This is a genomic window from Sphingobium sp. SCG-1, from assembly GCF_002953135.1.
Lineage (GTDB): Bacteria > Pseudomonadota > Alphaproteobacteria > Sphingomonadales > Sphingomonadaceae > Sphingobium.
In genome coordinates, this window is sequence record NZ_CP026372.1 from 3,194,289 (window position 1) to 3,217,642 (window position 23,354).

The following is a 23,354-nucleotide window of genomic DNA, read 5'->3' on the forward strand; positions in this document are numbered from 1 at the left end:
ATGGCGACCAAGGCTAACAAAGGCACGACGACAACCGAAGATCCCGAAGGCGGCGATGCGCCGTTGCTCGATCTCAACGAGGCTTCGGTCAAGAAGCTGCTGTCGCGTGCCAAGAAGCGCGGCTACATTACCTATGACGAATTGAACAACGCCCTGCCGCAGGACCAGATGTCCTCCGAGCAGATCGAGGACGTGATGTCGGCATTGAACGACATGGGCGTCAATATCGTCGAGAACGAAGAAGCTGGCGAAGATGGCGACGAGGAAAAGCAGCGGGAGGACGATGCTGCCGACGACGATGCCGATGACAGTGAAGACGATGGCTCTTCGCGTCCGGTAGCGGAGAAGAAGAAGGAAACGGTTGATCGCACTGACGATCCCGTGCGCATGTATCTGCGCGAAATGGGCGCGGTCGAGCTGCTGAGCCGCGAAGGTGAGATCGCGATCGCCAAGCGGATCGAAGCCGGTCGTGACACGATGATTCTGGGCCTTTGCGAAAGCCCGACGACGTTCAACGCGATTATCGAATGGTCGACTGCCCTCAACAATGGCGAGATGCAGCTACGCGAGATTCTCGATCTCGACGCGATGCTTTCGAAAGATCCGGCACCGGAGAGCCTTGAAGAAGGCGCCGAGGACGATGACGGCGAAATCAGCGCGAAGAACGCCGGTCCCTCGTTCAAGGAAGAGGAGGAACCCGAGGAGGTCTCCGCCGACGCCGATGAAGACGAGGATTCGATGACCGAGCGCCGTGCGCCGCGTGTCGAAGAGGACGACGAGGAAGACAACACGCTCAGCCTTGCGCAGATGGAAGAGCAGCTTAAGCCGATTGCGCTTGAGAAGTTTGCGACCATTACCGAGATTTTCCGTGCGTTTTCGAAGGCGCAGGAGTCGCGTCTCGTCGCGATGGCCAATGGCGAAGCCTATTCGGCCAAGCAGGAAGCGAAGTATCAGCAACTGCGTGAAGACCTGACCGCGCAGGTAGAGAGCGTACAGTTCCATCAGCAAAAGATCGAATATCTTGTCGATCAACTCTATGCCTATAACCGCCGCCTGACCACCTTGGGCGGCCAGATGCTGCGTCTTGCCGAGCGCCACAAGGTGCCGCGCAAGGACTTCCTTGATCGTTATGTGAATCACGAACTGGACGATGGCTGGCTGCAGTCCGTTGCCAAGATCGACAAGAAATGGGCGGCCTTCGTTGCCAACGAGGAACGTGCCGTCGATCGCATTCGCATCGAGGTCAGCGAAATCGCGCAGGCGACCGGCATGTCGCTCAGCGAATTCCGCCGCATCGTCAACATGGTGCAGAAGGGCGAGCGTGAGGCGCGTATCGCCAAGAAGGAAATGGTCGAAGCGAACCTGCGCCTCGTCATCTCCATCGCAAAGAAATATACGAACCGCGGCCTGCAATTCCTGGACCTTATTCAGGAAGGCAATATCGGCCTGATGAAGGCGGTCGATAAGTTTGAATATCGCCGCGGCTATAAGTTCAGCACCTATGCGACGTGGTGGATTAGGCAGGCGATCACGCGATCGATTGCCGATCAGGCGCGGACGATCCGTATTCCGGTGCACATGATCGAGACGATCAACAAGCTCGTCCGCACCAGCCGCCAGTTCCTGCACGAGCAGGGGCGCGAACCAACGCCGGAAGAAATGGCCGAGCGTCTGTCGATGCCGCTCGAAAAGGTCCGCAAGGTGATGAAGATCGCCAAGGAGCCGATCTCCCTCGAAACGCCCATCGGCGACGAGGAAGACAGCCATCTGGGCGACTTCATTGAGGACAAGAACGCGGTCATCCCAGTGGATGCCGCCATTCAGGCGAACCTGAAGGAAACCGTCACGCGGGTGCTGGCATCGCTTACGCCGCGTGAAGAACGCGTTCTGCGCATGCGCTTCGGCATCGGCATGAACACCGATCATACGCTTGAGGAAGTCGGCCAGCAGTTCAGCGTGACCCGCGAACGTATCCGGCAGATCGAAGCCAAAGCGTTGCGCAAGCTCAAGCATCCATCGCGCAGCCGCAAAATGCGCAGCTTCCTCGATCAATAAAGTTTGACGATAAAGCAGGGGGAAGTCCGCAAACTAGCGGATTTCCCTTTTGCATTTAACCCCCTCTTTACCCTGCTCAGGTAACAGTCTTCCCTATGTGCTGTGCCAGCCTCTAACGGCCGGTACTCCACGACAAACGGGGTTGGTGATGAACATAGCGGTTCCGCGCAGTTCTGAAGATGATGTCGGCGAAGTCATCGCCGCGCTGGTTGCCGCCGACGGCACTGGCGCCCATCTTTACGCGGCCGCCCCACAACCAAGCCCCCTCACCATTTCGCTGCCCAACCTTGCCGATGCGGCGCATTATCTTTGCATTTTGCACGGCCGTCATCCCGGCGTGATCGACCACGCCGCAACACGCACGGCCGACAACGCCGCCCGGCCTTGGCTCTTGCAGGCCGCGAACGCTTTTTCCGCCGAGCGATCCTTCCTCACACAGGTCACGGTGGCTGCTGGCCCGGTCCCAAGTACAACTGGGCAGGACCAATGCGACGCCAGCGTTCTTCAACAACGTCATGCACTGGACATGCTTGCACAATCCGATCGTCGGGGTTGCGCGATGGGTGCTGCGATAGCGCTCGTGCTCGATTGGCGCGCTGTTCGCAAGGTCCTGGAGTCGGCGGCGTTGCGAATCGGGATCGAGCCGCCACCCTCGCTTTTACCTACGGCGTCGACAACGCTGGCCCTGGCAAAGGCGTTAGGCGTCGACGCAAACATTACCCGTGCGCTCGTGTTTGGCAGCCGGCAATTGCTGGGCCAGCATCGCGGACTTTGGGATTTGCTTCAGGCCCGCGCAAGCGTTCGCCAGCCCAGTTAAGCTCTCAAGGGCTTGCGCCCCGCCATCCGTCTCCCTACTCCGTGACGCACTGCAACGGAGAACGGACGGCTTATGCGTTTTGAAGGCACCAGCGATTATGTGGCGACCGCCGATCTGAAGGTCGCGGTCAATGCGGCCATTTTGTTGCGCCGCCCCCTGCTGGTCAAAGGCGAACCTGGCACGGGCAAGACGGTTCTGGCGCAGGAAATCGCCAGGGCGCTGGGGGCTCCGCTGATTGAGTGGAACGTCAAATCCACGACCAAGGCGCATCAGGGCCTCTACGAATATGATGCGGTCGCGCGCCTTCGTGACGGCCAGCTTGGCGACGAGCGCGTCCACGACATCTCCAACTATATTCGCAAGGGAAAGCTGTGGGAGGCATTCACCTCCCCTGTCCTGCCCGTGCTGCTGATCGACGAAATCGACAAGGCGGATATAGAGTTTCCCAACGACCTGTTGCAGGAACTCGATCGCATGGCGTTTCATGTTTATGAAACGGGCGAGACGGTCGCGGCGAAGGAACGCCCGGTCGTCATCATCACTTCGAATAACGAGAAGGAATTGCCCGACGCATTCCTGCGCCGCTGCTTTTTCCATTATATCAAATTCCCCGATCGCGACACGATGCAGTCGATCGTCGATGTGCATTTCCCCGGTATCCAGAAGATCCTGGTGAATAAGGCGATGGACATCTTCTACGACATACGGGAGGTCCCCGGCCTGAAGAAGAAGCCATCGACATCCGAATTGCTCGATTGGTTGAAGCTGCTGCTGGCGGAGGACTTGCCGCTGGACGTCCTCCAGTCTCAGGACAGCACAAAGGCCATTCCGCCGCTGCATGGCGCGCTGCTGAAGAACGAACAGGATGTGATGATGTTCGAACGTCTCGCCTTCATGGCGCGCCGCAAGGGCTAAGCAGCAGGCGCGCTGGCGATCAACCCCAACTCACCCGCCAGTTGATCGAGATCGGCACCCGGCCGGACAAGCAACCAGTGCCGGCTGGCTGCTCCGTTCACGACTGTCACCGCGCCTTTGGGGCAGATCCCGAGGCAACTTACTTCTAGAACACCGGCGTCGCCCTTGCGCCCTTTCTTGAGTGCTAGATGCTTTTTCAAAGCCTTGGCCAAGGGCTGATTGCCTTTAGAACCAAAGCCGCCATCAATCTTCTTCGAGCATTTCCGGCAGACAAGAACAGCGGTCTTCCAGTTCGACCGAACGACTGTCTTCATGCACTGGTGCCCGTCGGCTTCCACGTTCGGCGATCTTCGGCAACGCGCAATACGTCATAGGCCGCCTGAATAGCTTGAAATCGCTCCGCTGCCTTTACGTCACCGGGCCGCACGTCGGGATGATTTTCCTTAGCGAGCCGGCGCCAGCTTTTACGCACCGCTTCGAAGTCGGCGTCGGTCTCGAGTTCGAGAACTTCGAGCGCCTTCATCTCGTCGCGTGAACGGCTACCGTCGCCGGGGCCTCCCCAGCCGTAGAAGTTGCTGCCCTGAAAGCCGCCCGCCTCGCGCTGCTCCGCCTGCTCGCGAGAGGCGCGCTCCTCGGCATCCAGACCCTGAAAATAGTCCCAGTTTCGGTTATATTCGCCGGCATGTTCGGCGCAGAAGTACCAGCGTTCCTTGCTGTTGGGCGACTTCGGTGCCGGGCAGTTTCCCGGCTTGTCGCAGCCATGACGGTCGCACAGCTTCACCTGCTGCGCCTCACGCGAGGCGCCGTAGCTGCGCCATCGGGGAAACCCCCAGTCGTTCGATCTTGTAGCTTTGGCCATCACGCCAATGTAGCCTTTGCACGCCTGCAAAGGAAGGACACCGCAAATAAAAGCGCCAGGGGGCCTATAAGCCGGGTTCTGTCCTTCGTCTTGCGACGAATGGGCGACCATTCCTCTAGGGCCATGATCGCTCATGGCCTCAAGCAACCAACCCGGGCGATCGGGGCCGAAAAAGCCCTGGGATTGCTCCCGCGTCGCCCCTATTCGGTCTTGCTCCCGGTGGGGTTTACCATGCCGTCGCCCGTTGCCGGGGACGCGGTGCGCTCTTACCGCACCCTTTCACTGTCACTGGGCCGAAGCCTTAGCGACCTGCTCTCTGTTGCACTGTCCCTGGAGTTGCCTCCGCCAGCCGTTAACTGGCACCGTCTTTTCGTGGAGCCCGGACTTTCCTCGCCGTATTGCTACGCCGCGGTCGCCCGGCCCCCTGGCGCGACCGTACCTAGCGCGGTTCGCACGGTTAGTCATCCCCTCTTGGCTTTGGCAGCAAGAGCGCGAGAAGGATCGCCCGGCACTCTCCGCAGATGATGCCGTCGATCAACTCCGGCCGAAACCGGCGCTGGAACGCGACAACCGCCGCCTCCTGATCGGTGATGTCATAACCGAAGCGCTCTAGCGCCAGCATGAAGCCGCTGTCGGTCCAATGTGGGTCCATCAGGTTCTTGGTAGGCCGCGGCAAGGCAAGCCGCAGCCGCGCCAGCATGTGCCAGGGAAAGAGTTCACCCGGATCTTGCTTGCGCGCCGGAGCGATATCGCTGTGGCCGACCACATTGCCACGTGTGATCTTATAACGCTGAACGATTTCATTCACTAACGGAACCAGCGACTGCATCTGCGTATCCGGAAAAGGACGATACCCCCATTCATGGCCCGGATTGACGATCTCGATCCCGATGCTGGCCGAGTTGATGTCTGATAAGCCCCGCCAGTGCGACTTGCCTGCGTGCCAAGCCCGCTTGTCCTCCGCCACCATGCGGATCACCTGACCGTCTTCGGTCACAACATAATGCGCAGAAACTTTGGACTCGGGATTTGCCAGCCAGTTTATCGCACTCGCCGCGTCGGGCATCCCGGTATAATGAAGCACCAGCATCGACACTGGCGCGCCACGCTCGTCGAAATTGGGCGAGGGCGTGTCGATCATGATGGTTTTCGCGACGCTGCTCTACGATACGTCGGATGAACTGCGCGCTTTGAAGCCCAATGGATTGCCGGTTCGACAGCCACAAAAACTCCACTCAACATCATCATTCCCGGACCGTCGTGCGCTGTACGACGCCACAATGACGGAGAGTGGAACCGCAATCAAGCGATACGGCTGGTACAAGGCAAAGATGCTGCCCGATGAGCGCTTTAATGGGACGTCAGCGCGCCCGCCGGATGGCAGGTTCGGCCATCTCGCCAAGGCTGGAGCGTCGCTCGTAGCTGCCACGAAAATCCCTGCTGGACACAAACTCATCGGTTTGGCCAATCACCGTCTCGCCAGCACCCAAAAGGAGAAACGTGCCCGGACGGCTATATCGAGCAAGTTGGTCGAAAACTTTCCGGCGCATCTCCAGCGAGAAATAAAGAAGAACGTTGCGGCATAAGATCAGGTCGAAGTGACCGCCGGGAATACGCGGATCAAGAAGGTTATCAGTCCGGAAATCAACCATACGCCGCAAATCTTCATTGATCTTCCAATCGTCGCCCGCAGGCTCGAACCAGGTGAGAAGATCGTTGATAGGCAGGCCGCGCTGGACGTCGATCTGCGAAAATATGCCCGATTGCGCGCGCGTGATGGCTGACGTGGAAATGTCGGTAGCCAATATACTGATCCGCCACCCTTTCCATGTCTCCGCATCCTTACGGAACTGAAGTGCCAGCGAGTAGGCCTCCTGCCCCGTGGAACATCCGGCGCACCATATCCGCACTACTTTATCGGATCGGTTTGCTCTAATATGCGGCAATATCTCGCGATTAATCATTTGAAACATCTGAAGATCGCGAAAGAAACTGCTTTCGTTGTTAAGCAGCGCGTTGACGACATCATCGCTCAATTGCCGTTCGGCGCTTGACAGGAGCCGCCTCACCAGTGCTTCAAGGTCCTCAAGGCCGTTGGCACGTAGAACAGGCTTCAAGGCCGTCTCGATCCGCCACATGCGATTTTCGGACAGGATCTGGCCTGTACGCGACTCAAGCAGGCTCGCCAGCACGCGCATTGCGCCGGTGAAGGCGGTATCCGGCGCGGAGACGCTCATGCCATGATCGCAGAATGTTGTCGTGCAAAGCCCATGATCTTCTCCGGTGGCAAAAGAGCCGTCGCCAATCCTGCGCGAGCCACAGAACCGGGCATACCCCAAACGACGCTGGTCGCTTCGTCCTGCGCAATAACTATTCCGCCGCTATCGACGATGTGCCCCGCGCCTGCTGTCCCGTCGCGCCCCATGCCTGTCAGCACGACGCCCGCAGCGCCCGGCCCGTAACAACGGGCGATCGCCATGAACATCGGATCGACTGCTGGCAACGCGCTGAGCGGCGTGCGTTCGCTCGACAACGCTACGGTAATCTGCCCATTCCAACTGCGGCGGCAACACAGATTGGCTTCGCCGGGTGCGACGTAAACCTGATCGGGCTTAAGCAACTCCCCCTCTTCCGCGACCTTGACTGGCAAAGTGGTCATCCGACCGAGTTGAGTCGCAAAGTAGGGGATGAAGCTGGGTGGCAGGTGCTGCGTCACCAAGATAGGCACGCCCAACGGTTCCAGTATCCCAGCAAAGAACTGGCCCAGTGCATGAATCCCGCCTGTCGAGGCACCGACGCCCACACATCCAATCGCTCGATACGCGTCCGTCTGGCGCAGATGAATGGTTGAAGCGACGCCTTCGCGTTCCTCGCCGAATATACGGCTCATCCTGCTGAGAAGCGCGCGGGCGAACTGATCGCCGAAGGAACCACGGTCCGGCTTGGACATGATGTCGCTCGCGCCGAGGGCCAACGCTTCTACCGCCGCCGCGCTGCCTTCTTCGCAGCGGCCCGATAGGATGATGACTTTAGCACCACGGCCGGCTTCCAATATCTTCGGAAGAGCCATGATGCCGCTTTGACCGGGCATTTCCACGTCGAGAAGAATGAGATCCACCGCGTCTCGCGCCAGAAAGTCCAAGGCCTGTTGTGCGTTATTCGTCTTGCAGGCCACGACGAAATCCGGATGGGCGACCAGTATCCGCTCCAGCACGGTACGCGCGACGACAGAGTCGTCCACGATGAGGACGCGGCTTGGCGGATCGTTCCTGTTCGACCAGACGATGTCCGGATTGTCTGCGGGCATGTAGTGAAACCTTAGGTCAGCGTCGTTGAAGCCATCCGGAGGAGATTGCTCAGATTATGCCGACGATTTGCAGCTTGCTTTCCAAGGTGTCGCGATCAAATGGCTTCATGACATATTCGTCCGCCCCTGCCTCGACAGCGGCCTTGATATGACCAAGTCCATTTTCGGTCGTGCAGAAAATGACTTTTGGACGCGTCTGCAGCGGAGACTTCGAGAGAGCCTGAAGGAATTCCATGCCACTCATCACCGGCATGTTCCAGTCAAGCAGGACTACGTCCGGAACAGAAGCCTCGCATTGTGTAAGGGCGTCGCGGCCGTCACAAGCTTCCGTGACGTTGATGTCCAGCGACTCCAGAATATGACGAGCCACTTTCCGGATAACCTTGGAGTCATCGACTACGAGGCAGTTTGTCATGCGTGTTGACCCCTTATGGTATGTCTGTGCGTCAGACGTTGTACCGCCGAAAGCTAAGCGATTGGTAAATGCCCAAAGATTTCAGAACTATTAGGCCGCCTGCGCGGTCAGAACAGGATCAATGAAGCTTGATAGGGAGACCAGAAGATGCGGCTCTCCACTGTTCTCGACGATGGCCGACCCGAAGGGCATCCAGGAGGGATTTAACTTTCCGCGTAACGGAAGCTCTCCGTCCGGAACTGTGCAGATGTCGCTCACCGAATCCACGATGAGGCCGTAGCTGTGTCCACTGATGTCGGCGATGATGGCCAGCACCCGGCGATCACGCGGGGTAGGACAGCCATTAATCAGAGCAGCGACATCGATCATCGTAAGGACACGGCTACGCAGCGCCGAGAGTCCTGCAACATGAGGCGGCATTCCTGGCACCGGTGAAATCTCCGAAAGCCTCACTACGGCTTCGATCTCTTCGGTCCTGACCGCAATAGCCGTCCCTGCCACGCAGGCGAAAAGATAAAGCTGCTCGATCATGCGACTTTCTCCCGGCGCGCGGCACTAATTGCGGCCATGAGGCCATCGCGATCATAACGATACACGGAGCGATCTTTGCTGTTCTTGGGCGACGGCAGGTTGCGGATCTGAACAGCCGGTTGATCCGACCGCATCGCGGTGCATGTATCAGCCTGCGCATACAGCACCACATCATCGGGACGAACGGCGCCATCCTCCGGCAGTCCCAACAGCACGTCGTGGCCCGCCTGCCGGAGCAACGGCGCCAGGATTTCCTGCGCCCATACGTCTCCCGCGTCGGCTATCACACATCGGGCGGACGCGTTGGCTTCCGGTCCAACAGGATTAGCCGCGAACAGCGCAAAAGGATCAAGGATTTCGAGGTGCACATCATTAATCACTGCTATGCCGGAAAGTATGCCACTCGATAGGAGCATGTCGGGGACCGCCGGCATCTGTACTATGTCGATGACACGGGCCACTGGATAACATAGCTCACGCTCGCCATCGCGAATCCGCAAAGCTGTCACACAATCGCGATCGAACTTGTGACGGTCAGCAGCGACCGGCAGCAACCGTCCTTCGACCCTCACAAACGCGCGCCCACCCGCTGTGCCGAATAAGGCACTATCCAGATCTTCTACACGTTCGATAAGGCTCAAACGAAGCAAGCGCTCTTCACCCGAAAGCTCTTCGAAATGCAGTGCACTAAGGGTTTCGACGACAATCTCGCTCGATATATCGCCGTCCTGTCGGCTGGTGCGATCCTCCATGACGCTCGACAAGTTGGCCGCGTTGGCAAGGCCGCCCGCGTCAAGAAGCAGCATTGGCTGGCCGTTGTCCGGCAATGTCATTCCCGCATAGACGCCAGATGCCATAATGAGTGGCGAAGCCGGACGGATGACTAGTTCCTCATGATTATCGACCGCCGATACGCCCATGGCAAAGGGAATGCCCGATGCGGATCGTACGACCATGATCGTCCTTGGACCCTGCTGCTCGATGAGCGGTAGACCCAATACATCTTCTAGATCGATCATGGCATGACGGATCTTCCGGATTGTGGCTATGCATGCTCCGCCGATACGTTCAATTGACAGCGTTTCGTTATTGACGTGCAATATCTCCACGATCGCAGCGCGGGGAATGGCGAACTGCTGCCCGCCTGCCTTGATGATAAGGCCTGGGATTATCGTCAGTGTCAGCGGTACGCGAAGCGTTATCTTCAATCCGCGACCGGGCTGGTTGTCCAATGCTATGACACCGCCGATCCGTTCGACATTGGCTCGCACAACGTCCATTCCGACGCCTCGCCCCGATACGGCTGTTACGGCCTGAGCCGTTGAGAGGCCGGGCCGGAAAATCATGTCCAGCTTTTCAGCTTCGGTGAGGCGCGTGGCGGCGTCAGGGGTCAGGTCGCCGGACTGCATCGCCTTGCGCACCAGACGGTCGCTATCGATTCCCCGGCCATCGTCGCTGATCTCGATAACGATCTGATTGCCCGATTGCCGTGCAGCGACACGCAGGACACCCGTTTCCGGTTTTCCGGCTGCGGCGCGGTCGGCAGGGAGTTCGATGCCATGATCGATGCTGTTGCGGACGATGTGCGTGAGCGGATCGACGACCATCTCGACCATCTCGCGATCCATTTCGACGTCACCGCCCTCAAGATCGAGTTCCACACGCTTGCCCAGATCACGGCACAAGTCACGGACCATACGCGGAATTGCGGCGAAGAGCCGGTCAACGCGTTGCATGCGTGTCTTTGAGATCGAATCGCGCATATCGGCAACGCAGGTGGAGAGACGTTCGAATGCACTGTCCAGATCAGGATCGGACGTTAGGTCGCGCAGCTTTCGCGACAATTCGTTGCGTGCGAGCACCATGTCCGACACGCCATTCATCAACTGATCGATCAATGTCAGCGGGAGCCTGATCGTACGCTGGGCATTCCCCTGCTCGCGCTTGGGTGCAACCGCTGCCACCGTCGCGGGTTCGGCGACCTTTTCCAGTTCAACCAGATCAACCTGACGCAGAGCGCCGATCAGGAGTTCGTCGTTTTCCGAAGGCAACGATGCGCCGGATGCCACCGCTTCGGTCAATTCTCCGATTCGGTCCATAACGGCTAGTACGGCATTGACGGTCACCGGATCAGGCACGCGCCGACCATCCCGGATATCCGAAAGCACATCTTCGGCGGCATGGCTCAACCGCTCGAAACGAGGCAGATTGAGAAAACCGCAACTTCCCTTGACGGTATGAAAGAAGCGGAAGATGGAGTCGAGCCGCTCCCTGTCGGAGGGATCGGCCTCCCACGCGACCACAATCCCGGCCAACGCCTCAAGCGTTTCCTGCGTCTCCGAAATGAATTCGCCGAGTAATTCGTCCATCTGCCCATCCATGCAGCCACTTGAGCCGCACCATTGAGCAAGCGTAGTTAATTCGGCGTTAAAGCGCTGTCAGAAACGGGAACCTTGACCGGCAGGCTCGCGCCGAACAGCAAAGCGGGATCACCCGGCTGTGACAACATGATCTCGCCGCCCGCCCGCGTCACCAGCGTGCGAACCATCCATGCCGCCGCCGTTCGCGCGGAGAGACCGTCATCCGCAAGACTTCCGGTCAGAGCGGCGCGTAGTTCAGGATCGAGGATCACCTTCGGACCCTCGGCGCGGACGACGATCTCAAAAATGCCAGCCCTCTGTTCGGCGCCGATGTCGAGTTGCCCGCCCCGCACCAGCGCATCGCCTGCGATTAGGGCGAGGTTCAACAGTATCTTCGCGGGTAGCTTGGGAAGGCTGTCTTCGGCCACGATCCAGCCGAGTTTCACGCGCCCATTGGCGGCAAGCATCCCTTCGATAGCCGTGCGCGCTTCGCTGGAAGGCACGCTGTCGCCATAACCACCGGCCGATCCGAAAGCGAGACGGAAGAATTTGAGCTTGTTGGCGGAGGTGCGGGCGCTGTCGCCGAGTAGGTCCAGGCAGCGCTGGCGCATCTCGGGATCGGTCTCGTCCGCCATCAACTCCAGGCCATTATTCAGCGCGCCGACGGGGCTCAACAGATCGTGGCAAAGCCGCGAGCAGAGCAGCGCTGCGAATTCAAAACTTTGGTCGTGCGGCAGATCGGTCATGCAATGCTTCCAGCAGATCGGAACAGGGAGACCTGCATTCGGCAAGTCACCAAATTCTCTTGGCGACTGGCTGCACATCATGCAACCCATGATGCAGCCAAAGCGGGCGGGTCAATGCCGCTCCACGACAAGTTGCAGCCGATGGAAGCGTCCATGCAGCGCCCCGTCGGCACTTCGGGCGCCGGCTCGCCAGATCTGCGCTGTTGCCCCGCCGACGATGAGCCACAGCATGCCCGCCTCGACAGCAGCCTCCGCATCGACGACGGAGGGCTCGCTGCTGCCGTTGGGATGCGAATGATAATGCCCGATGATGCGGTGCCCTCCCCCGCGCGCTTCACGATATGCCCGCAGCAAGACCTGCGGGTCGAGTTCGAAGGTGCGGGAGGGATTCGGGGCGACATTGGCCGCTGCCCGCACGGCAGTGATAACGTCGTCATGGCCAAGTAGCAGCCCGCAAACCTCTCGATCAGGATCGGCGCGCGCGGCAGCCATGATGCTGTCGAGCAATGGACTTGATATGCGGACCTGCATCCCCACATCCTACGCAATGCGCCCGGGGGTTTCCACTATAGAGACGACGATCCCGCAGGATTGCGCCGGGAACCGTCTGGACAAGTCGCTGGCGAGCCTGCTGCCCGATATGTCGCGGGAACGGATCAAGGCGCTGATCCTCGAAGGCTGCGTCGATGGCCCAGCCGGTCAGGTGTCGGACCCCGCGTTGAAGGTGGCGACGGGCCAGACCTTTTCGATCGGCGTCCCTCCCCCCATCGAAGCACAGGCGGCTGCTCAGGACATCTCGCTCACCATCGTATATGAAGATGCCGACCTCATCGTTATCGACAAGCCTGCCGGAATGGTCGTTCACCCTGCCGCGGGTAATCTGGACGGCACCCTGGTCAATGCGCTGCTGCACCACTGCGCCGGACAATTGTCCGGGATCGGAGGCGTCGCTCGGCCGGGGATCGTCCACCGGATCGACAAGGACACCTCCGGGCTGCTGGTCGCGGCCAAGAACGATAAAGCGCATGAAGGTCTTGCCCGTCAGTTCAAGGATCACAGCATCGAACGCCTCTACGCGGCCGTCGTGGTCGGACGGCCAAGTCCCCCGGCTGGCACAGTGTCGCAATGGATCGGCCGCGCCGACAACGACCGGAAGAAGATGGCCGTACAGCCGGAGGGGCGTGGCAAACACGCGGTGACGCATTACCGGACATTGGAACGCCTTGCCGATGCTGCTCTGGTGGAATGCAAGCTGGAGACGGGGCGCACGCATCAGGTTCGTGTGCATATGGCGCACCTCGGCCACCCTCTGATCGGCGATCCCGTTTACAGTAAGTCAAAAAAACATTTCAAATCGCTACTGGAAACAATATGTTTCAGCAGACAGGCATTGCACGCCAGAACGCTGGGGTTTATTCATCCCGTAACGAGCCGGGCTTTGTCGTTCGAAAGCCATATTCCACCGGATATGCAGGAACTGTTAAGTCGGCTTCGCGTACTGTGAATGCAAGTTGTGACCTTGGATGCCTATCATAGGGTCCGGTCACGGAAGGGAAGGAAGTTACCATGGCTAAAGGAAGCAATGTACCGGCGACCATTCCGGCGCTGGGCGGCGACGCCAGCCTCAATCGCTATCTGAGCGAGATCCGTAAATTCCCGATCCTGGCTCCAGAGCAGGAATATATGCTTGCGAAGCGTTATGCCGAGCACCAGGACCCGGAAGCGGCAGCGCAACTCGTGACCTCGCACCTTCGTCTCGTGGCGAAGATCGCAATGGGCTACCGTGGCTACGGACTGCCGGTCAGTGAGTTGATCTCCGAAGGCAATATCGGGCTGATGCAGGGCGTCAAGAAGTTCGAGCCGGAGCGTGGTTTCCGCCTCGCCACTTATGCAATGTGGTGGATTCGCGCCTCGATCCAGGAGTTTATCCTGCGCTCGTGGAGCCTCGTGAAGATGGGCACCACCGCGTCGCAGAAGAAGCTGTTCTTCAACCTTCGCCGGATGAAGAACAACATCGAAGCGTTCGAGGATGGCGATTTGAAGCCGGAGGACGTTACGCATATCGCCACCAAGCTGGGCGTGTCGGAAGACGATGTGGTCAGCATGAACCGCCGCATGGCGATGGGCGGCGATACCTCGCTGAACGTCCCCCTGCGCGAGGATGGCGAAGGCCAGTGGCAGGATTGGTTGCAGGACACCGATCCTCTGCAGGATGAGCGTGTCGCCGATGCGCAGGAGCGTGATCTTCGCCACAGCATGTTGGTGGAGGCGATGCGCGACCTCAACGACCGCGAGAAGCATATCCTTGCGGAGCGTCGTCTGGCGGAAGAACCCAAGACGCTCGAAGATTTGAGCCAAGTCTACGGCGTATCGCGCGAACGCGTTCGCCAGATTGAGGTGCGGGCCTTCGAGAAGCTCCAGAAGGCAATGATGCGGATCGCTGGAGACAAGTTGCGGTTGTCCGCAGCCTGATCTCTCAACCAAACCTGTTAGAGGGCGCTTACCGCAAGGTTGGCGCCCTTTTCGTTTCAGCCCTTAAAGACTGATGACCGCACCGAAACTGCGCGTTACGTTGACGACATGATCGACAATGCCCCTTCCCGCCTCAAGCCCAAATCCCGCAGCCGGTTCCGATGGAAGCGCCTGCTGCTCCAAATTATCGCGGCTTTCCTGATCCTGTCGCTCGTTCCCGTGGCGCTGTTCCGCTTCCTTCCCCCACCTTTCACATTGACGATGCTGTTCGACGAACGCGGCTTCACTAAGGATTGGATGAGCCTTTCGGAGATGGACCCCGACATGCCCCGTGCTGCCATTGCGGCCGAGGATGGGAAGTTCTGCTCACATCACGGCTTCGATGCCGTGGCGATAGCGCAGGCCATGCGGCACAATGCTAGCGGCGGGCGTATCCGGGGCGGCTCCACCATCAGCCAGCAAGTCGCGAAGAACGTGTTCCTCTGGCAAGGCGGCGGCTTCGTCCGCAAGGGGCTGGAGGCGTGGTTCACCGGCTTGGTGGAGATGTTCTGGGGCAAGCGCCGGATCATGGAAGTGTACCTCAACGTCGCGGAGACAGGTCTAGGCACCTATGGCGCGAATGCGGGCGCGATGCGTTACTTTGGCCATGACGCATCCCGCCTGTCGGTCAGCGAAGCCGCGCGGATCGCCGCTATCCTCCCCCTCCCCAAGAAACGCGCAGCCATAGCGCCATCGGGCTTCACCCGCCGCTACGGCAACAGCATTGCCCGCCGCATGGCCGCGGTCCACCGCGAAGGCCAGGATAGCTGCCTGCGCTAAGTGGACTGCGAAGTGGACGCGTGAGCGGGAGAAATCTGGCTGTAAGACCGAAAGGGGCGCATCCGCAAGGAACACGCCCCTTTTCATTTATGCGTTGGCGGATCAGAACCCGACGATCAGCGAACCGATAAAGGTGCGTGGCGCGCCAATCTGCGCAAAGCTGACGGTCGTATTCGACAACGTGCCATCGAAGCCGCCGACATACAGCTTATCGAACACGTTGGTCACGTTAAGCTGTATGGCGACGCCTTCCGCCCCGAACCGGGCCAGCGAGAAACGCGCATCCACGTCTACCAGCGTGTATGCTGGTGCTTTTGCCCCATATACCTGCGTCGATACACCATTGATCGTCTGGAATACCGGCAGATTTTGGTCGTTGACGTAACGTGGCCCGGTGCGCTTCGCATTCACACCGACCTGAACGCCTTCTACATCACCCTGAATTCGACCGCCGAAGGTGTAAACGGGGGCACCTGACTCACGCTTGCCAGCAGTGAGCGCCACTGTAGTTGCGGTCAGCTCGACATTATCCTTGATCTTCGACTTCAGATACGAACCGAATGCATAGAGCGTAAGTTCAGGCATCGGCTGATAGGCAACGCTGCCATCGATGCCGTATTTATTGACCTTGCCCAGGTTGCGGTAGATCGTCTGATCGAGTTCCCGATCATAAGCCGACGCCAACCGATCGGAATAAATCGTGTACCAACCCGAAAGTTGAGCCTGAACCTTACCCGTCCGGTAACGGACGCCAACGTCAAAGTTGTCGGTCGTTTCTGGCCGAGGATTAGCGTTTTCATTGTCGCGTTCGAAGAAGAAGGACTGGTACAGATTGTCTGTGCCCGGCACTTGCAGACCCTTCGAGTAGTTTCCGAAGATGCTCAGAGCGTTAGAGGCATCCAGTACGACACCTGCGTTGGGCAGGATCTTGTCATATTTGAACACACGGCGCTGCGGGCCCTGGATCGTCGGGTTCGCCGCTGCGAATGCCGCCTCTGCTGCTGTTCCGGCTCCGAAGCAACGCAGGTTGCCACCGGCAGTAGCCGTGGAGCAATAGTTGTTCAGATCACGCTTAAAGAACGGCGCCCGGATGCCGGCGTTGACTGTGACAGGACCGAATTCTCCGCGATATTCACCCGAAACCTGGTGAAGGATGGCGTAGGAAAGCCGATTGCGCTTCTGAAGCTCATTGCCCTCGCGATCCACGATGGGCGCGTTGTCAGCAAATACTTCCTGTGCGAAACCATCTGACCGAAGGAAGCCAGCCTCACCCGTTTGACGGTGACGACCACGATCATAGCTATAGGCCACTCGCACAGTGTTATCGTCGTTCAGGTCATACCGCAGTGAAGCGATCAGGCCATAGCGGTGCGTCTGGGTCTGGCTGGGTGACACAACGCGGATCGTATCCCGCAGGTCTCCATCGCCGTTCAGATCGCGACCGAAGAAATACTGGGCAGCCGAGGAGGAACCTTGGATGAAACCAGTATATCCCACGCCACCAATTGACGTCGTGCCTTCGCTGGCAATGCTGGTGCCGCCGCCATTTGCCTTGGTATACTGGTAGCTTGGATCGACTGTCAGCACCAAACCATCGGCAAGCGTGAAGCGTGAATTAATACGGATGTTTCCGGTGTTCGAAGGGTTGTAGCGATATTCGAAGTCCGATCCGCAGCTACTTGCCACATCCGTCACGCCGGCGACACCTGGAGCTATGCTGCAGCGTGCGATCTGAAAATCTCGCTCTCCCTTGCTGACGAGGAAGCGGTTGGTGCTGGCAGTGCCTGCAGCACGATCGGCATCTACTCGGAGCGGCGCTGAACCAAAGAAATTATTCACGTTTTCATTATAGTGTCCAGCGATCGAGATAAAGTCGCCGTTGCTACCGATCGGCTGATAGACCTTTGCATTATACTGCTGCTTGTCGATCTTGCCGATACCGCCGTAAATTGCATCATTCGAAGCACTGCTGGCCGCGAAAAATGCCTTGGTGCCCCAAGGGGTGAAGACGCCGGTGTTCACCACGCCGAACACGCGGAAAAAGCTGAAATCGCCAGCGGAACCTATGATCTTCGCACCGAAATCGTCAGTCGGGGTGATCGTACGATAGTTGATGGTCGAACCCGTCGCGGCTGCCGTGGGGCTATCCACGTCAGTTGACCCCAGGTTGACATTGACCTGCTCAATCAGTTCGGGGTCGAGTTGCTGGTTTGAATACAGCGCATAGCCGCCGGTGTCGTTGAGCGGAACGCCATCGAACGTCTGCGAGATGCGCTGATCGTCAAAACCGCGAATGCTAAGAGTACCGCCGCCCGAACCGAAGGCATCGTTGTTTTGGAAGCTGACGCCCGGCAACTGGTTGATGATGTCGTTGATCGTCTGTCCTGGAACCTGCGTTTGGATATACTCCTCGGTCAGGACCGCCTTGGCCTTGCTGGTGTCGGGAATGACGACACCAGCGACGCCGTTGTTCACGGTGGTGCCGGTTACGACGATATCATTTTCGAAGTCGATCGAGCCAGTCGATTGGGCAAAAGTTGCCGCCGGCGTCATGAGCGCGACTATCGCGGCTCCCCGCAAAAGAATATTTTTCATGTATGTTTCCCTTGTCTTACCGACATGCGGAGTAGCTTGGCAGCTTTGCCGTATGCCGAAATTCCCGTGTATGTTTGAACCGCCCGCTCTGGCTGGCGTAGGCACGCCCTGTAATGCTGCGGTTGCGGTTTTGTGACGATGCTGCAGTGCGCTCTGTCATCGCGCCCGGCCTCTGCCCCGACAGGCTGAAGACGAGTCTCTCCTGCCCGAGCCGTAGCGGGGGGAAGAGCAGAAATCACGGGGATTTTATTGAGCCAATTCACTCAAAACCAGAAGTGCGGCAATTTTGCAACTCACGGGAAATATTTGGGAACGGCGCAAACATAGATAAGGACACAAGCGAAATGGCTAGCTCTCCCGACCATCACTTGTTGACGGCTCGCCGTTCGGCATCTCCTCCCTCGAGTGGCAAAGAAAAGGCCGGCGAGGCCGGCCTTTTCGATTAATTGTTATGTCGTCGCGTCAGGCGGCGTCGCCGGCCTTGCGTTGTTCGCTGAAGACGCGGACTGGTTCCTTGCGGCCATCGACCACATCCTTATCAATCACCACTTCGCCGACGCCCTGCATGGAGGGCAAGTCGAACATCGTGTCGAGCAGGATCGATTCGAGGATCGATCGAAGTCCACGAGCACCGGTCTTGCGTTCGATAGCTTTCTTGGCGATCGCGACCAAAGCTTCGTCGGTGAAGCTGAGGTCCACGTCTTCCATCTCGAACAGTTTGCCATACTGCTTGACGAGGGCATTCTTCGGCTCGCCCAGGATCTTGACCAGTGCGGTAACGTCCAAATCCTCCAGCGTTGCGATAACCGGCAGACGACCGACGAACTCCGGAATAAGCCCAAACTTCAGCAGGTCTTCCGGTTCGCTCTGACGCAGAAGTTCGCCGGTGCGGCGCTCTTCAGGTGCGGCGACATGCGCGCCGAAGCCAATTGACTTCGCTTCAAGGCGGTCGCCGATGATCTTCTCCAAACCCGCAAAGGCGCCGCCGCAGATGAACAGGATGTTCGTCGTGTCGACTTGCAGGAACTCCTGCTGCGGATGCTTGCGTCCACCCTGTGGCGGAACACTAGCCGTGGTGCCTTCCATCAGCTTAAGTAGCGCCTGCTGCACGCCTTCGCCCGACACGTCGCGGGTGATGGAGGGGTTCTCGGCCTTGCGGCTGATCTTATCGATTTCGTCAATGTAGACGATCCCGCGTTGCGCCTTTTCGACATTATAGTCGCTGGCCTGCAACAGCTTGAGGATGATGTTCTCGACATCCTCCCCGACGTAACCGGCTTCGGTCAGGGTCGTTGCGTCCGCCATGGTGAACGGCACGTCGAACGTCTTGGCCAGCGTCTGTGCCAGCAAGGTCTTGCCGCAGCCGGTAGGACCGACCAGCAGGATGTTCGACTTGGCGAGTTCGACTTCGCCTGCCTTCACACCGTGGTTCAGACGTTTGTAGTGGTTGTGCACGGCCACCGACAGCACGCGCTTGGCGCGGCTCTGGCCGATGACGTAATCGTCCAGCACGTCACAGATTTCCTGCGGCGTCGGCACCCCGCCATCTTTCCGCCCGACAAGGCCGCCTTTGGCCTCCTCGCGGATGATGTCGTTACACAGTTCCACACACTCGTCGCAGATGAATACGGTTGGCCCCGCGATCAGCTTGCGCACCTCATGCTGCGACTTGCCGCAGAAGGAGCAGTAGAGCGTACTCTTTGAATCGGAGCCTTGAAGCTTTGTCATTACGGTCTTTCCTGGTCCGGCGGGAGACAGCGGCCCCATCCCACATCGCCGGACTTTTCGTGTCCGCGGCCAACTTAGACCGCGTAATGCGCGTTTCACAAGAGACGTTTATGTGACAACCACTTAAATAGTCCCTTAGCGCTTATGTTTCCGCGTCGATTATTCGGGCGTTTCGGTCGGCGCGGGACGCTTGTCGAACACTTCATCGACAAGGCCGAACGCCTTGGCCTCGTCAGCCTCCATGAAGGTATCGCGGTCCATGGCGCGCTCGATTTCATCCAGCGGCTTACCGGTATATTTGGCATAGAGGCTGTTAAGACGCGTGCGAATACGCAGGATTTCCTTGGCTTGGATCTCGATGTCCGAAGCCATGCCCTGCGCGCCGCCGGAAGGCTGATGCACCATGATCCGCGCCTGGCTCAGCGCGACTCGCATGCCCGGCTCACCCGCTGCCAGCAGGAAGCTGCCCATCGACGCGGCCTGACCGATGCAGACCGTCCCGACCTTGGGCCGAATGTACTGCATCGTGTCATGGATCGCCATGCCCGCCGTGACGACGCCGCCGGGCGAGTTGATGTACATATAGATGTCCTTCTTCGGATTTTCCGATTCGAGGAACAACAGTTGCGCGACGATCAGGGAGGCCATCTGGTCTTCGACCTGACCCGTCACGAAGATGATCCGCTCTCGCAACAGGCGCGAGAAAATGTCGAAGCTGCGCTCGCCACGATTGGATTGTTCGATAACGATGGGAACGAGTGCCGCGAGTGGATCGGAAAGGAGGTCTCTCATTGTGCTCTTTCGCTGAGTGCTTTTGCCCTGCCCTACATCGGTGCAAAGCAAGACAGGTTCAAGGGGCTTAACCCTTCGGGGCAGACGCGCGGTCAACGATCGCGCGCAAACTCACTTGGCGCGCGAAAGGCGAGATACGCAAGGCGTCGGACTTCACGCCGGCCACGCACGACCGTATCCAGGATAAGGCCGCACATCCCGTTCAGCACTGCGATAATCATAAGGCCGGTGATGAGGATCGCGGTCGGAAAACGCGGGACGAGCCCTGTCTGGAGATAAGTTAGGAATAGAGGCACTGCGAGCACCAGGCCTGCGATTGCAAACAGCGCGCCAATGATGCCAAAGAAGAGCACTGGCCGCTCCAGTCGGTAAAGTTGTACGATGGTCCGCAGGATGCGCCATCCGTCACGGTAAGTGCTGAGCTTGCTTTCCGATCCTTCGGGGCGTGCGGCATAGGCCGTCAGCTCCTCGGCCACCGGCATAGCGAGTTCCAGCGCATGCACACTCATCTCCGTCTCGATCTCGAATCCGGCCGAAAGGACCGGAAAGCTCTTGACGAAGCGGCGAGAGAACACACGATACCCTGAGAGGATGTCGGTGAAGCTCCGTCCGAACAGCCGACGAAGCAGGCCGGTCAACAGCAGATTACCGAGGCGGTGGCCGCGGCGATAGGCGGCTTCGACTTCAGACTTGCGAGCGCCGACGACCATATCGAGGTTCTCGGCAAGCATCGCCGCAACCATCCGTGGAGCCGCGGCGGCTTCGTAGGTAGCGTCGCCATCGGCCATCACGTAGATGTCTGCATCGACGTCCGCAAACATACGGCGAACCACATGGCCCTTACCCTGCTGACGAACGCTGCGCACGACGGCTCCTGCCGAGGCCGCAAGCGCGCGGCTCTCGTCGGTGCTGTTATTATCGTAAACGTAAATGGTAGCTTCGGGTAATGCTTGCGCGAAATCGCGGACAGTCCGCGCGATGGCTCCTGCCTCATTATAGCATGGCAGGATAACCGCTATGCGTGGCGTAGCACGAAATTCACGCTCACCCATACTCAAATATCCCCCACCCGTCCGCGCCTGCCCTGTGTAAACGCTGCTCTTATCTTCAGACAAGAAAAGGCATTGGCAAGCCCGGCCCGAGCGGTTGGATATCTAACCGAAAATGAAATCTATCAGGCTTCGGCCTTCTTCGCCTTCGGCGCAGCCTTCTTGGCAGGCTTCTTTTCCTCGGCAGCAGGCACGTCCTCGACCGATGCTTCCTCGACCTTGGAAGCCTTCTTCGCCGATGCCTTCTTGGCAGGCTTAGCTTCCACGTCAGCTTCTACCGCTGCGGTTGGCTCAGCTTCCTTGGCGGCAGCCTTCTTCGGAGCCGCCTTTTTCGCCTTGGGCTTTTCATCATGGCTGTGGTCGTGCCCGCAATCGGGACCGTGGACGTGCGGCTTGATGTCGCCGTCTTCGTCCTCAATGGCGGCTTCCAGATCAGCGCGGCTGACCGTACGGTCAGTGATTTCAGCCTTGTCGAACAGGAAGTCGACAACCTTATCCTCATAAAGCGGCGCGCGGAGCTGGGCCGCAGCCATTGGCTCCTGACGAACATATTGCACGAAGCGCTCGCGATCCTGCGGGCTGTACTGCTGCGCAGCCTGCATGATGAGGCGGTTCATCTCCGCGTCGCTCACCTGCACATTGTTGGCCTGTCCGATTTCGGACAGCAACAGTCCAAGGCGCACGCGACGTACCGCAATACTGCGATAGTCGTCCTTGTCCTTCTCCATCTCGGCCTTTGCGGCTTCGGGGTCTTCATCATGACCGGCCTCATGCTCAAGCTGCTGCCAGATCTGGTTGAATTCAGCTTCCACCATGCTGGGCGGCACGTCGAAGTCATGCGAAGCGGCAAGCTGATCCAGCAACTTGCGCTTCATATAAGTGCGCGTAAGGCCGTTATGCTCCTGCTCGATCTGGCCTTTCAACAGCTCCTTGAGCTTGTCGAGACCTTCAAGACCAAGGCCCTTTGCAAAATCATCGTCCAGCTTGGGCTTGGATGAATCGAGGATCGACTTGACCACGATGTCGAACGTCGCGGCCTTGCCTTTCAGGTTTTCGGCGTTGTAATCTTCTGGGAAGGTTACGTTCAGCATCTTTTCATCGCCGGTCTTCACGCCGATGAGTTGGTCTTCGAAGCCCGGAATCAGATTACCCGATCCGATTTCAACCTTCATATCTTCACCGGTACCGCCCTCGAAGGCTTCGCCATCGACCTTGCCGACGAAATCGACCACGAGCGTATCGCCAGTCTTTGCTTCATGTTCGGCGGGGTACGCTTCATAAGCGGCCTGCTGCGACGCGATCTTGGCCGCAGCTTCCTCGACCTGCTCGTCCGAGACTTCGGCGATCAGGCGCTCCAGCTTCAGACCTTCGGTGCTGGGCGCGGCCACTTCAGGCAACACTTCCAGTTCGACCTTGATCTCTGCGTCCTTACCAAATGCAAAATCCTCACCCAGTTCGACTGAGGGCTGCATCGCGGGACGCAGCTTGTTGTCAGCGAGGATTTTCTGCACGCCTTCCTGAATCGACGTGTTCAGCGCGTCACCCTGAAGGCGCTCGCCATGCATTTTGCGGACGAGGTTGGCGGGCACCTTGCCGGGGCGGAAACCGGGCATGCGGACCTGCGGAGCCATGGTCTTCACTTCCTGGTCGACGCGGGCGTCGATATCGGCAGGCGTGATGGTCAGGGTGTAGGCGCGCTTGAGGCCTTCGTTCAACGTCTCGACAATCTGCATTTCTTATCAACGCTTTCTAAAGCTGAAATTCGGTGGCGACATCCATCGAAGGACTATCCAATGGACTGACGCCACTGGTGCGGGCGAAGGGACTCGAACCCCCACATCTTGCGATACCAGAACCTAAATCTGGCGCGTCTACCAGTTTCGCCACGCCCGCA

21 protein-coding genes, 1 tRNA gene and 1 other RNA gene are annotated in these 23,354 nt (G+C 58.8%); 6 read left to right on the top strand and 17 right to left on the bottom strand.

The features are described 5' to 3' along the window. The 3 genes from rpoD (at position 1) to C1T17_RS14620 (ending at position 3,787) form a co-directional block, all read left to right on the top strand. On the top strand, positions 1-2,055 hold the full coding sequence (rpoD, locus tag C1T17_RS14610; RefSeq protein ID WP_104954072.1) for an RNA polymerase sigma factor RpoD: 2,055 nt from the start codon (positions 1-3) through the stop codon (positions 2,053-2,055). Between the two features lie 148 nt (positions 2,056-2,203). Further along, a complete protein-coding gene (locus C1T17_RS14615) occupies positions 2,204-2,872 on the top strand; it encodes a DUF6975 family protein (RefSeq protein WP_104954073.1) in 669 nt (222 codons plus the stop codon). A gap of 72 nt (positions 2,873-2,944) precedes the next feature. Further along, positions 2,945-3,787, top strand: coding sequence for an AAA family ATPase (locus tag C1T17_RS14620; RefSeq protein WP_104954074.1), 843 nt, complete (start codon positions 2,945-2,947; stop codon positions 3,785-3,787). Here the strand turns inward: C1T17_RS14620 and C1T17_RS14625 are convergent. From C1T17_RS14625 to C1T17_RS14675, 11 genes are all read right to left on the bottom strand, one after another. After that, complete coding sequence (locus C1T17_RS14625; protein WP_104954075.1) at positions 3,784-4,101, bottom strand: (2Fe-2S) ferredoxin domain-containing protein; 318 nt, start codon at positions 4,099-4,101, stop codon at positions 3,784-3,786. The two genes, C1T17_RS14620 and C1T17_RS14625, sit on opposite strands and share 4 nt — an antisense overlap. Then, entirely contained in the window at positions 4,098-4,646 is a 549-nt protein-coding gene (locus C1T17_RS14630) for a J domain-containing protein (RefSeq protein WP_104955255.1), read from the bottom strand. The genes C1T17_RS14625 and C1T17_RS14630 overlap by 4 nt, the downstream gene beginning before the upstream one ends. 51 nt (positions 4,647-4,697) lie before the next feature. Then, an RNA gene (gene rnpB / locus C1T17_RS14635) (RNase P RNA component class A) lies at positions 4,698-5,074 on the bottom strand. A gap of 29 nt (positions 5,075-5,103) precedes the next feature. Then, a complete protein-coding gene (locus C1T17_RS14640; protein WP_104954076.1) occupies positions 5,104-5,787 on the bottom strand; it encodes an N-acetylmuramoyl-L-alanine amidase in 684 nt (227 codons plus the stop codon). A gap of 220 nt (positions 5,788-6,007) precedes the next feature. Then, on the bottom strand, positions 6,008-6,883 hold the full coding sequence (locus C1T17_RS14645; protein ID WP_104954077.1) for a CheR family methyltransferase: 876 nt from the start codon (positions 6,881-6,883) through the stop codon (positions 6,008-6,010). Beyond that, on the bottom strand, positions 6,880-7,953 hold the full coding sequence (locus C1T17_RS14650; protein WP_104954078.1) for a chemotaxis protein CheB: 1,074 nt from the start codon (positions 7,951-7,953) through the stop codon (positions 6,880-6,882). The genes C1T17_RS14645 and C1T17_RS14650 overlap by 4 nt, the downstream gene beginning before the upstream one ends. 49 nt (positions 7,954-8,002) lie before the next feature. Beyond that, entirely contained in the window at positions 8,003-8,368 is a 366-nt protein-coding gene (locus C1T17_RS14655; protein WP_104954079.1) for a response regulator, read from the bottom strand. A gap of 90 nt (positions 8,369-8,458) precedes the next feature. Beyond that, entirely contained in the window at positions 8,459-8,896 is a 438-nt protein-coding gene (locus C1T17_RS14660; protein WP_104955256.1) for a chemotaxis protein CheW, read from the bottom strand. After that, positions 8,896-11,268: a chemotaxis protein CheA gene (locus C1T17_RS14665; protein WP_104955257.1), complete on the bottom strand. Its 2,373-nt coding sequence runs from the start codon at positions 11,266-11,268 to the stop codon at positions 8,896-8,898. Before C1T17_RS14665 ends, C1T17_RS14660 begins: the two co-directional genes overlap by 1 nt. A gap of 47 nt (positions 11,269-11,315) precedes the next feature. Next, a complete protein-coding gene (locus tag C1T17_RS14670) occupies positions 11,316-12,005 on the bottom strand; it encodes a histidine phosphotransferase family protein (protein WP_104954080.1) in 690 nt (229 codons plus the stop codon). 111 nt (positions 12,006-12,116) lie between these two features. After that, complete coding sequence (locus tag C1T17_RS14675) at positions 12,117-12,536, bottom strand: Mov34/MPN/PAD-1 family protein (protein ID WP_104954081.1); 420 nt, start codon at positions 12,534-12,536, stop codon at positions 12,117-12,119. Between the two features lie 16 nt (positions 12,537-12,552). Here C1T17_RS14675 and C1T17_RS14680 point away from each other — a divergent pair, with 16 nt between their 5' ends. The 3 genes from C1T17_RS14680 to mtgA all read left to right on the top strand — a co-directional run bounded on the left by C1T17_RS14680 (position 12,553) and on the right by mtgA (position 15,296). Beyond that, positions 12,553-13,509: an RluA family pseudouridine synthase gene (locus C1T17_RS14680; protein ID WP_104954082.1), complete on the top strand. Its 957-nt coding sequence runs from the start codon at positions 12,553-12,555 to the stop codon at positions 13,507-13,509. Between the two features lie 62 nt (positions 13,510-13,571). Beyond that, positions 13,572-14,477, top strand: coding sequence for an RNA polymerase sigma factor RpoH (gene rpoH / locus C1T17_RS14685; RefSeq protein ID WP_104954083.1), 906 nt, complete (start codon positions 13,572-13,574; stop codon positions 14,475-14,477). 108 nt (positions 14,478-14,585) lie between these two features. Further along, positions 14,586-15,296 (top strand): monofunctional biosynthetic peptidoglycan transglycosylase, encoded by a 711-nt coding sequence (gene mtgA, locus C1T17_RS14690; RefSeq protein ID WP_104955258.1) that lies wholly within the window; start codon positions 14,586-14,588, stop codon positions 15,294-15,296. A gap of 102 nt (positions 15,297-15,398) precedes the next feature. Here the strand turns inward: mtgA and C1T17_RS14695 are convergent, their stop codons facing one another. The 6 genes from C1T17_RS14695 to C1T17_RS14720 form a co-directional block, all read right to left on the bottom strand. Further along, positions 15,399-17,891 carry a TonB-dependent receptor gene (locus tag C1T17_RS14695; protein WP_104954084.1) on the bottom strand — a complete coding sequence of 831 codons (2,493 nt, stop codon included), beginning with the start codon at positions 17,889-17,891 and terminating at the stop codon, positions 15,399-15,401. Positions 17,892-18,353: 462 nt separating this feature from the next. Beyond that, positions 18,354-19,619, bottom strand: coding sequence for an ATP-dependent Clp protease ATP-binding subunit ClpX (clpX, locus tag C1T17_RS14700; RefSeq protein ID WP_104954085.1), 1,266 nt, complete (start codon positions 19,617-19,619; stop codon positions 18,354-18,356). A gap of 159 nt (positions 19,620-19,778) precedes the next feature. Further along, a complete protein-coding gene (clpP, locus tag C1T17_RS14705; RefSeq protein ID WP_104954086.1) occupies positions 19,779-20,411 on the bottom strand; it encodes an ATP-dependent Clp endopeptidase proteolytic subunit ClpP in 633 nt (210 codons plus the stop codon). A 92-nt stretch (positions 20,412-20,503) separates the two neighbouring features. Then, complete coding sequence (locus C1T17_RS14710; RefSeq protein ID WP_104954087.1) at positions 20,504-21,463, bottom strand: glycosyltransferase family 2 protein; 960 nt, start codon at positions 21,461-21,463, stop codon at positions 20,504-20,506. 122 nt (positions 21,464-21,585) lie between these two features. Next, positions 21,586-23,193: a trigger factor gene (gene tig / locus C1T17_RS14715; protein WP_104954088.1), complete on the bottom strand. Its 1,608-nt coding sequence runs from the start codon at positions 23,191-23,193 to the stop codon at positions 21,586-21,588. Between the two features lie 75 nt (positions 23,194-23,268). Continuing rightward, positions 23,269-23,353, bottom strand: a tRNA-Leu gene (locus tag C1T17_RS14720). Position 23,354: the final 1 nt, after the last annotated feature.

Excerpts from the sequence above, each read along its gene's own strand:
- rpoD (WP_104954072.1), top strand. The coding sequence starts at position 1 with ATGGCGACCAAGGCTAACAAAGGCACGACGACAACCGAAGATCCCGAA.
- C1T17_RS14615 (WP_104954073.1), top strand. The coding sequence starts at position 2,204 with ATGAACATAGCGGTTCCGCGCAGTTCTGAAGATGATGTCGGCGAAGTC.
- C1T17_RS14620 (WP_104954074.1), top strand. The coding sequence starts at position 2,945 with ATGCGTTTTGAAGGCACCAGCGATTATGTGGCGACCGCCGATCTGAAG.
- C1T17_RS14625 (WP_104954075.1), bottom strand. The coding sequence starts at position 4,101 with ATGAAGACAGTCGTTCGGTCGAACTGGAAGACCGCTGTTCTTGTCTGC.
- C1T17_RS14630 (WP_104955255.1), bottom strand. The coding sequence starts at position 4,646 with ATGGCCAAAGCTACAAGATCGAACGACTGGGGGTTTCCCCGATGGCGC.
- C1T17_RS14640 (WP_104954076.1), bottom strand. The coding sequence starts at position 5,787 with ATGATCGACACGCCCTCGCCCAATTTCGACGAGCGTGGCGCGCCAGTG.
- C1T17_RS14645 (WP_104954077.1), bottom strand. The coding sequence starts at position 6,883 with ATGAGCGTCTCCGCGCCGGATACCGCCTTCACCGGCGCAATGCGCGTG.
- C1T17_RS14650 (WP_104954078.1), bottom strand. The coding sequence starts at position 7,953 with ATGCCCGCAGACAATCCGGACATCGTCTGGTCGAACAGGAACGATCCG.
- C1T17_RS14655 (WP_104954079.1), bottom strand. The coding sequence starts at position 8,368 with ATGACAAACTGCCTCGTAGTCGATGACTCCAAGGTTATCCGGAAAGTG.
- C1T17_RS14665 (WP_104955257.1), bottom strand. The coding sequence starts at position 11,268 with ATGGACGAATTACTCGGCGAATTCATTTCGGAGACGCAGGAAACGCTT.
- C1T17_RS14670 (WP_104954080.1), bottom strand. The coding sequence starts at position 12,005 with ATGACCGATCTGCCGCACGACCAAAGTTTTGAATTCGCAGCGCTGCTC.
- C1T17_RS14675 (WP_104954081.1), bottom strand. The coding sequence starts at position 12,536 with ATGCAGGTCCGCATATCAAGTCCATTGCTCGACAGCATCATGGCTGCC.
- C1T17_RS14680 (WP_104954082.1), top strand. The coding sequence starts at position 12,553 with ATGCGCCCGGGGGTTTCCACTATAGAGACGACGATCCCGCAGGATTGC.
- rpoH (WP_104954083.1), top strand. The coding sequence starts at position 13,572 with ATGGCTAAAGGAAGCAATGTACCGGCGACCATTCCGGCGCTGGGCGGC.
- mtgA (WP_104955258.1), top strand. The coding sequence starts at position 14,586 with ATGATCGACAATGCCCCTTCCCGCCTCAAGCCCAAATCCCGCAGCCGG.
- C1T17_RS14695 (WP_104954084.1), bottom strand. The coding sequence starts at position 17,891 with ATGAAAAATATTCTTTTGCGGGGAGCCGCGATAGTCGCGCTCATGACG.
- clpX (WP_104954085.1), bottom strand. The coding sequence starts at position 19,619 with ATGACAAAGCTTCAAGGCTCCGATTCAAAGAGTACGCTCTACTGCTCC.
- clpP (WP_104954086.1), bottom strand. The coding sequence starts at position 20,411 with ATGAGAGACCTCCTTTCCGATCCACTCGCGGCACTCGTTCCCATCGTT.
- C1T17_RS14710 (WP_104954087.1), bottom strand. The coding sequence starts at position 21,463 with ATGGGTGAGCGTGAATTTCGTGCTACGCCACGCATAGCGGTTATCCTG.
- tig (WP_104954088.1), bottom strand. The coding sequence starts at position 23,193 with ATGCAGATTGTCGAGACGTTGAACGAAGGCCTCAAGCGCGCCTACACC.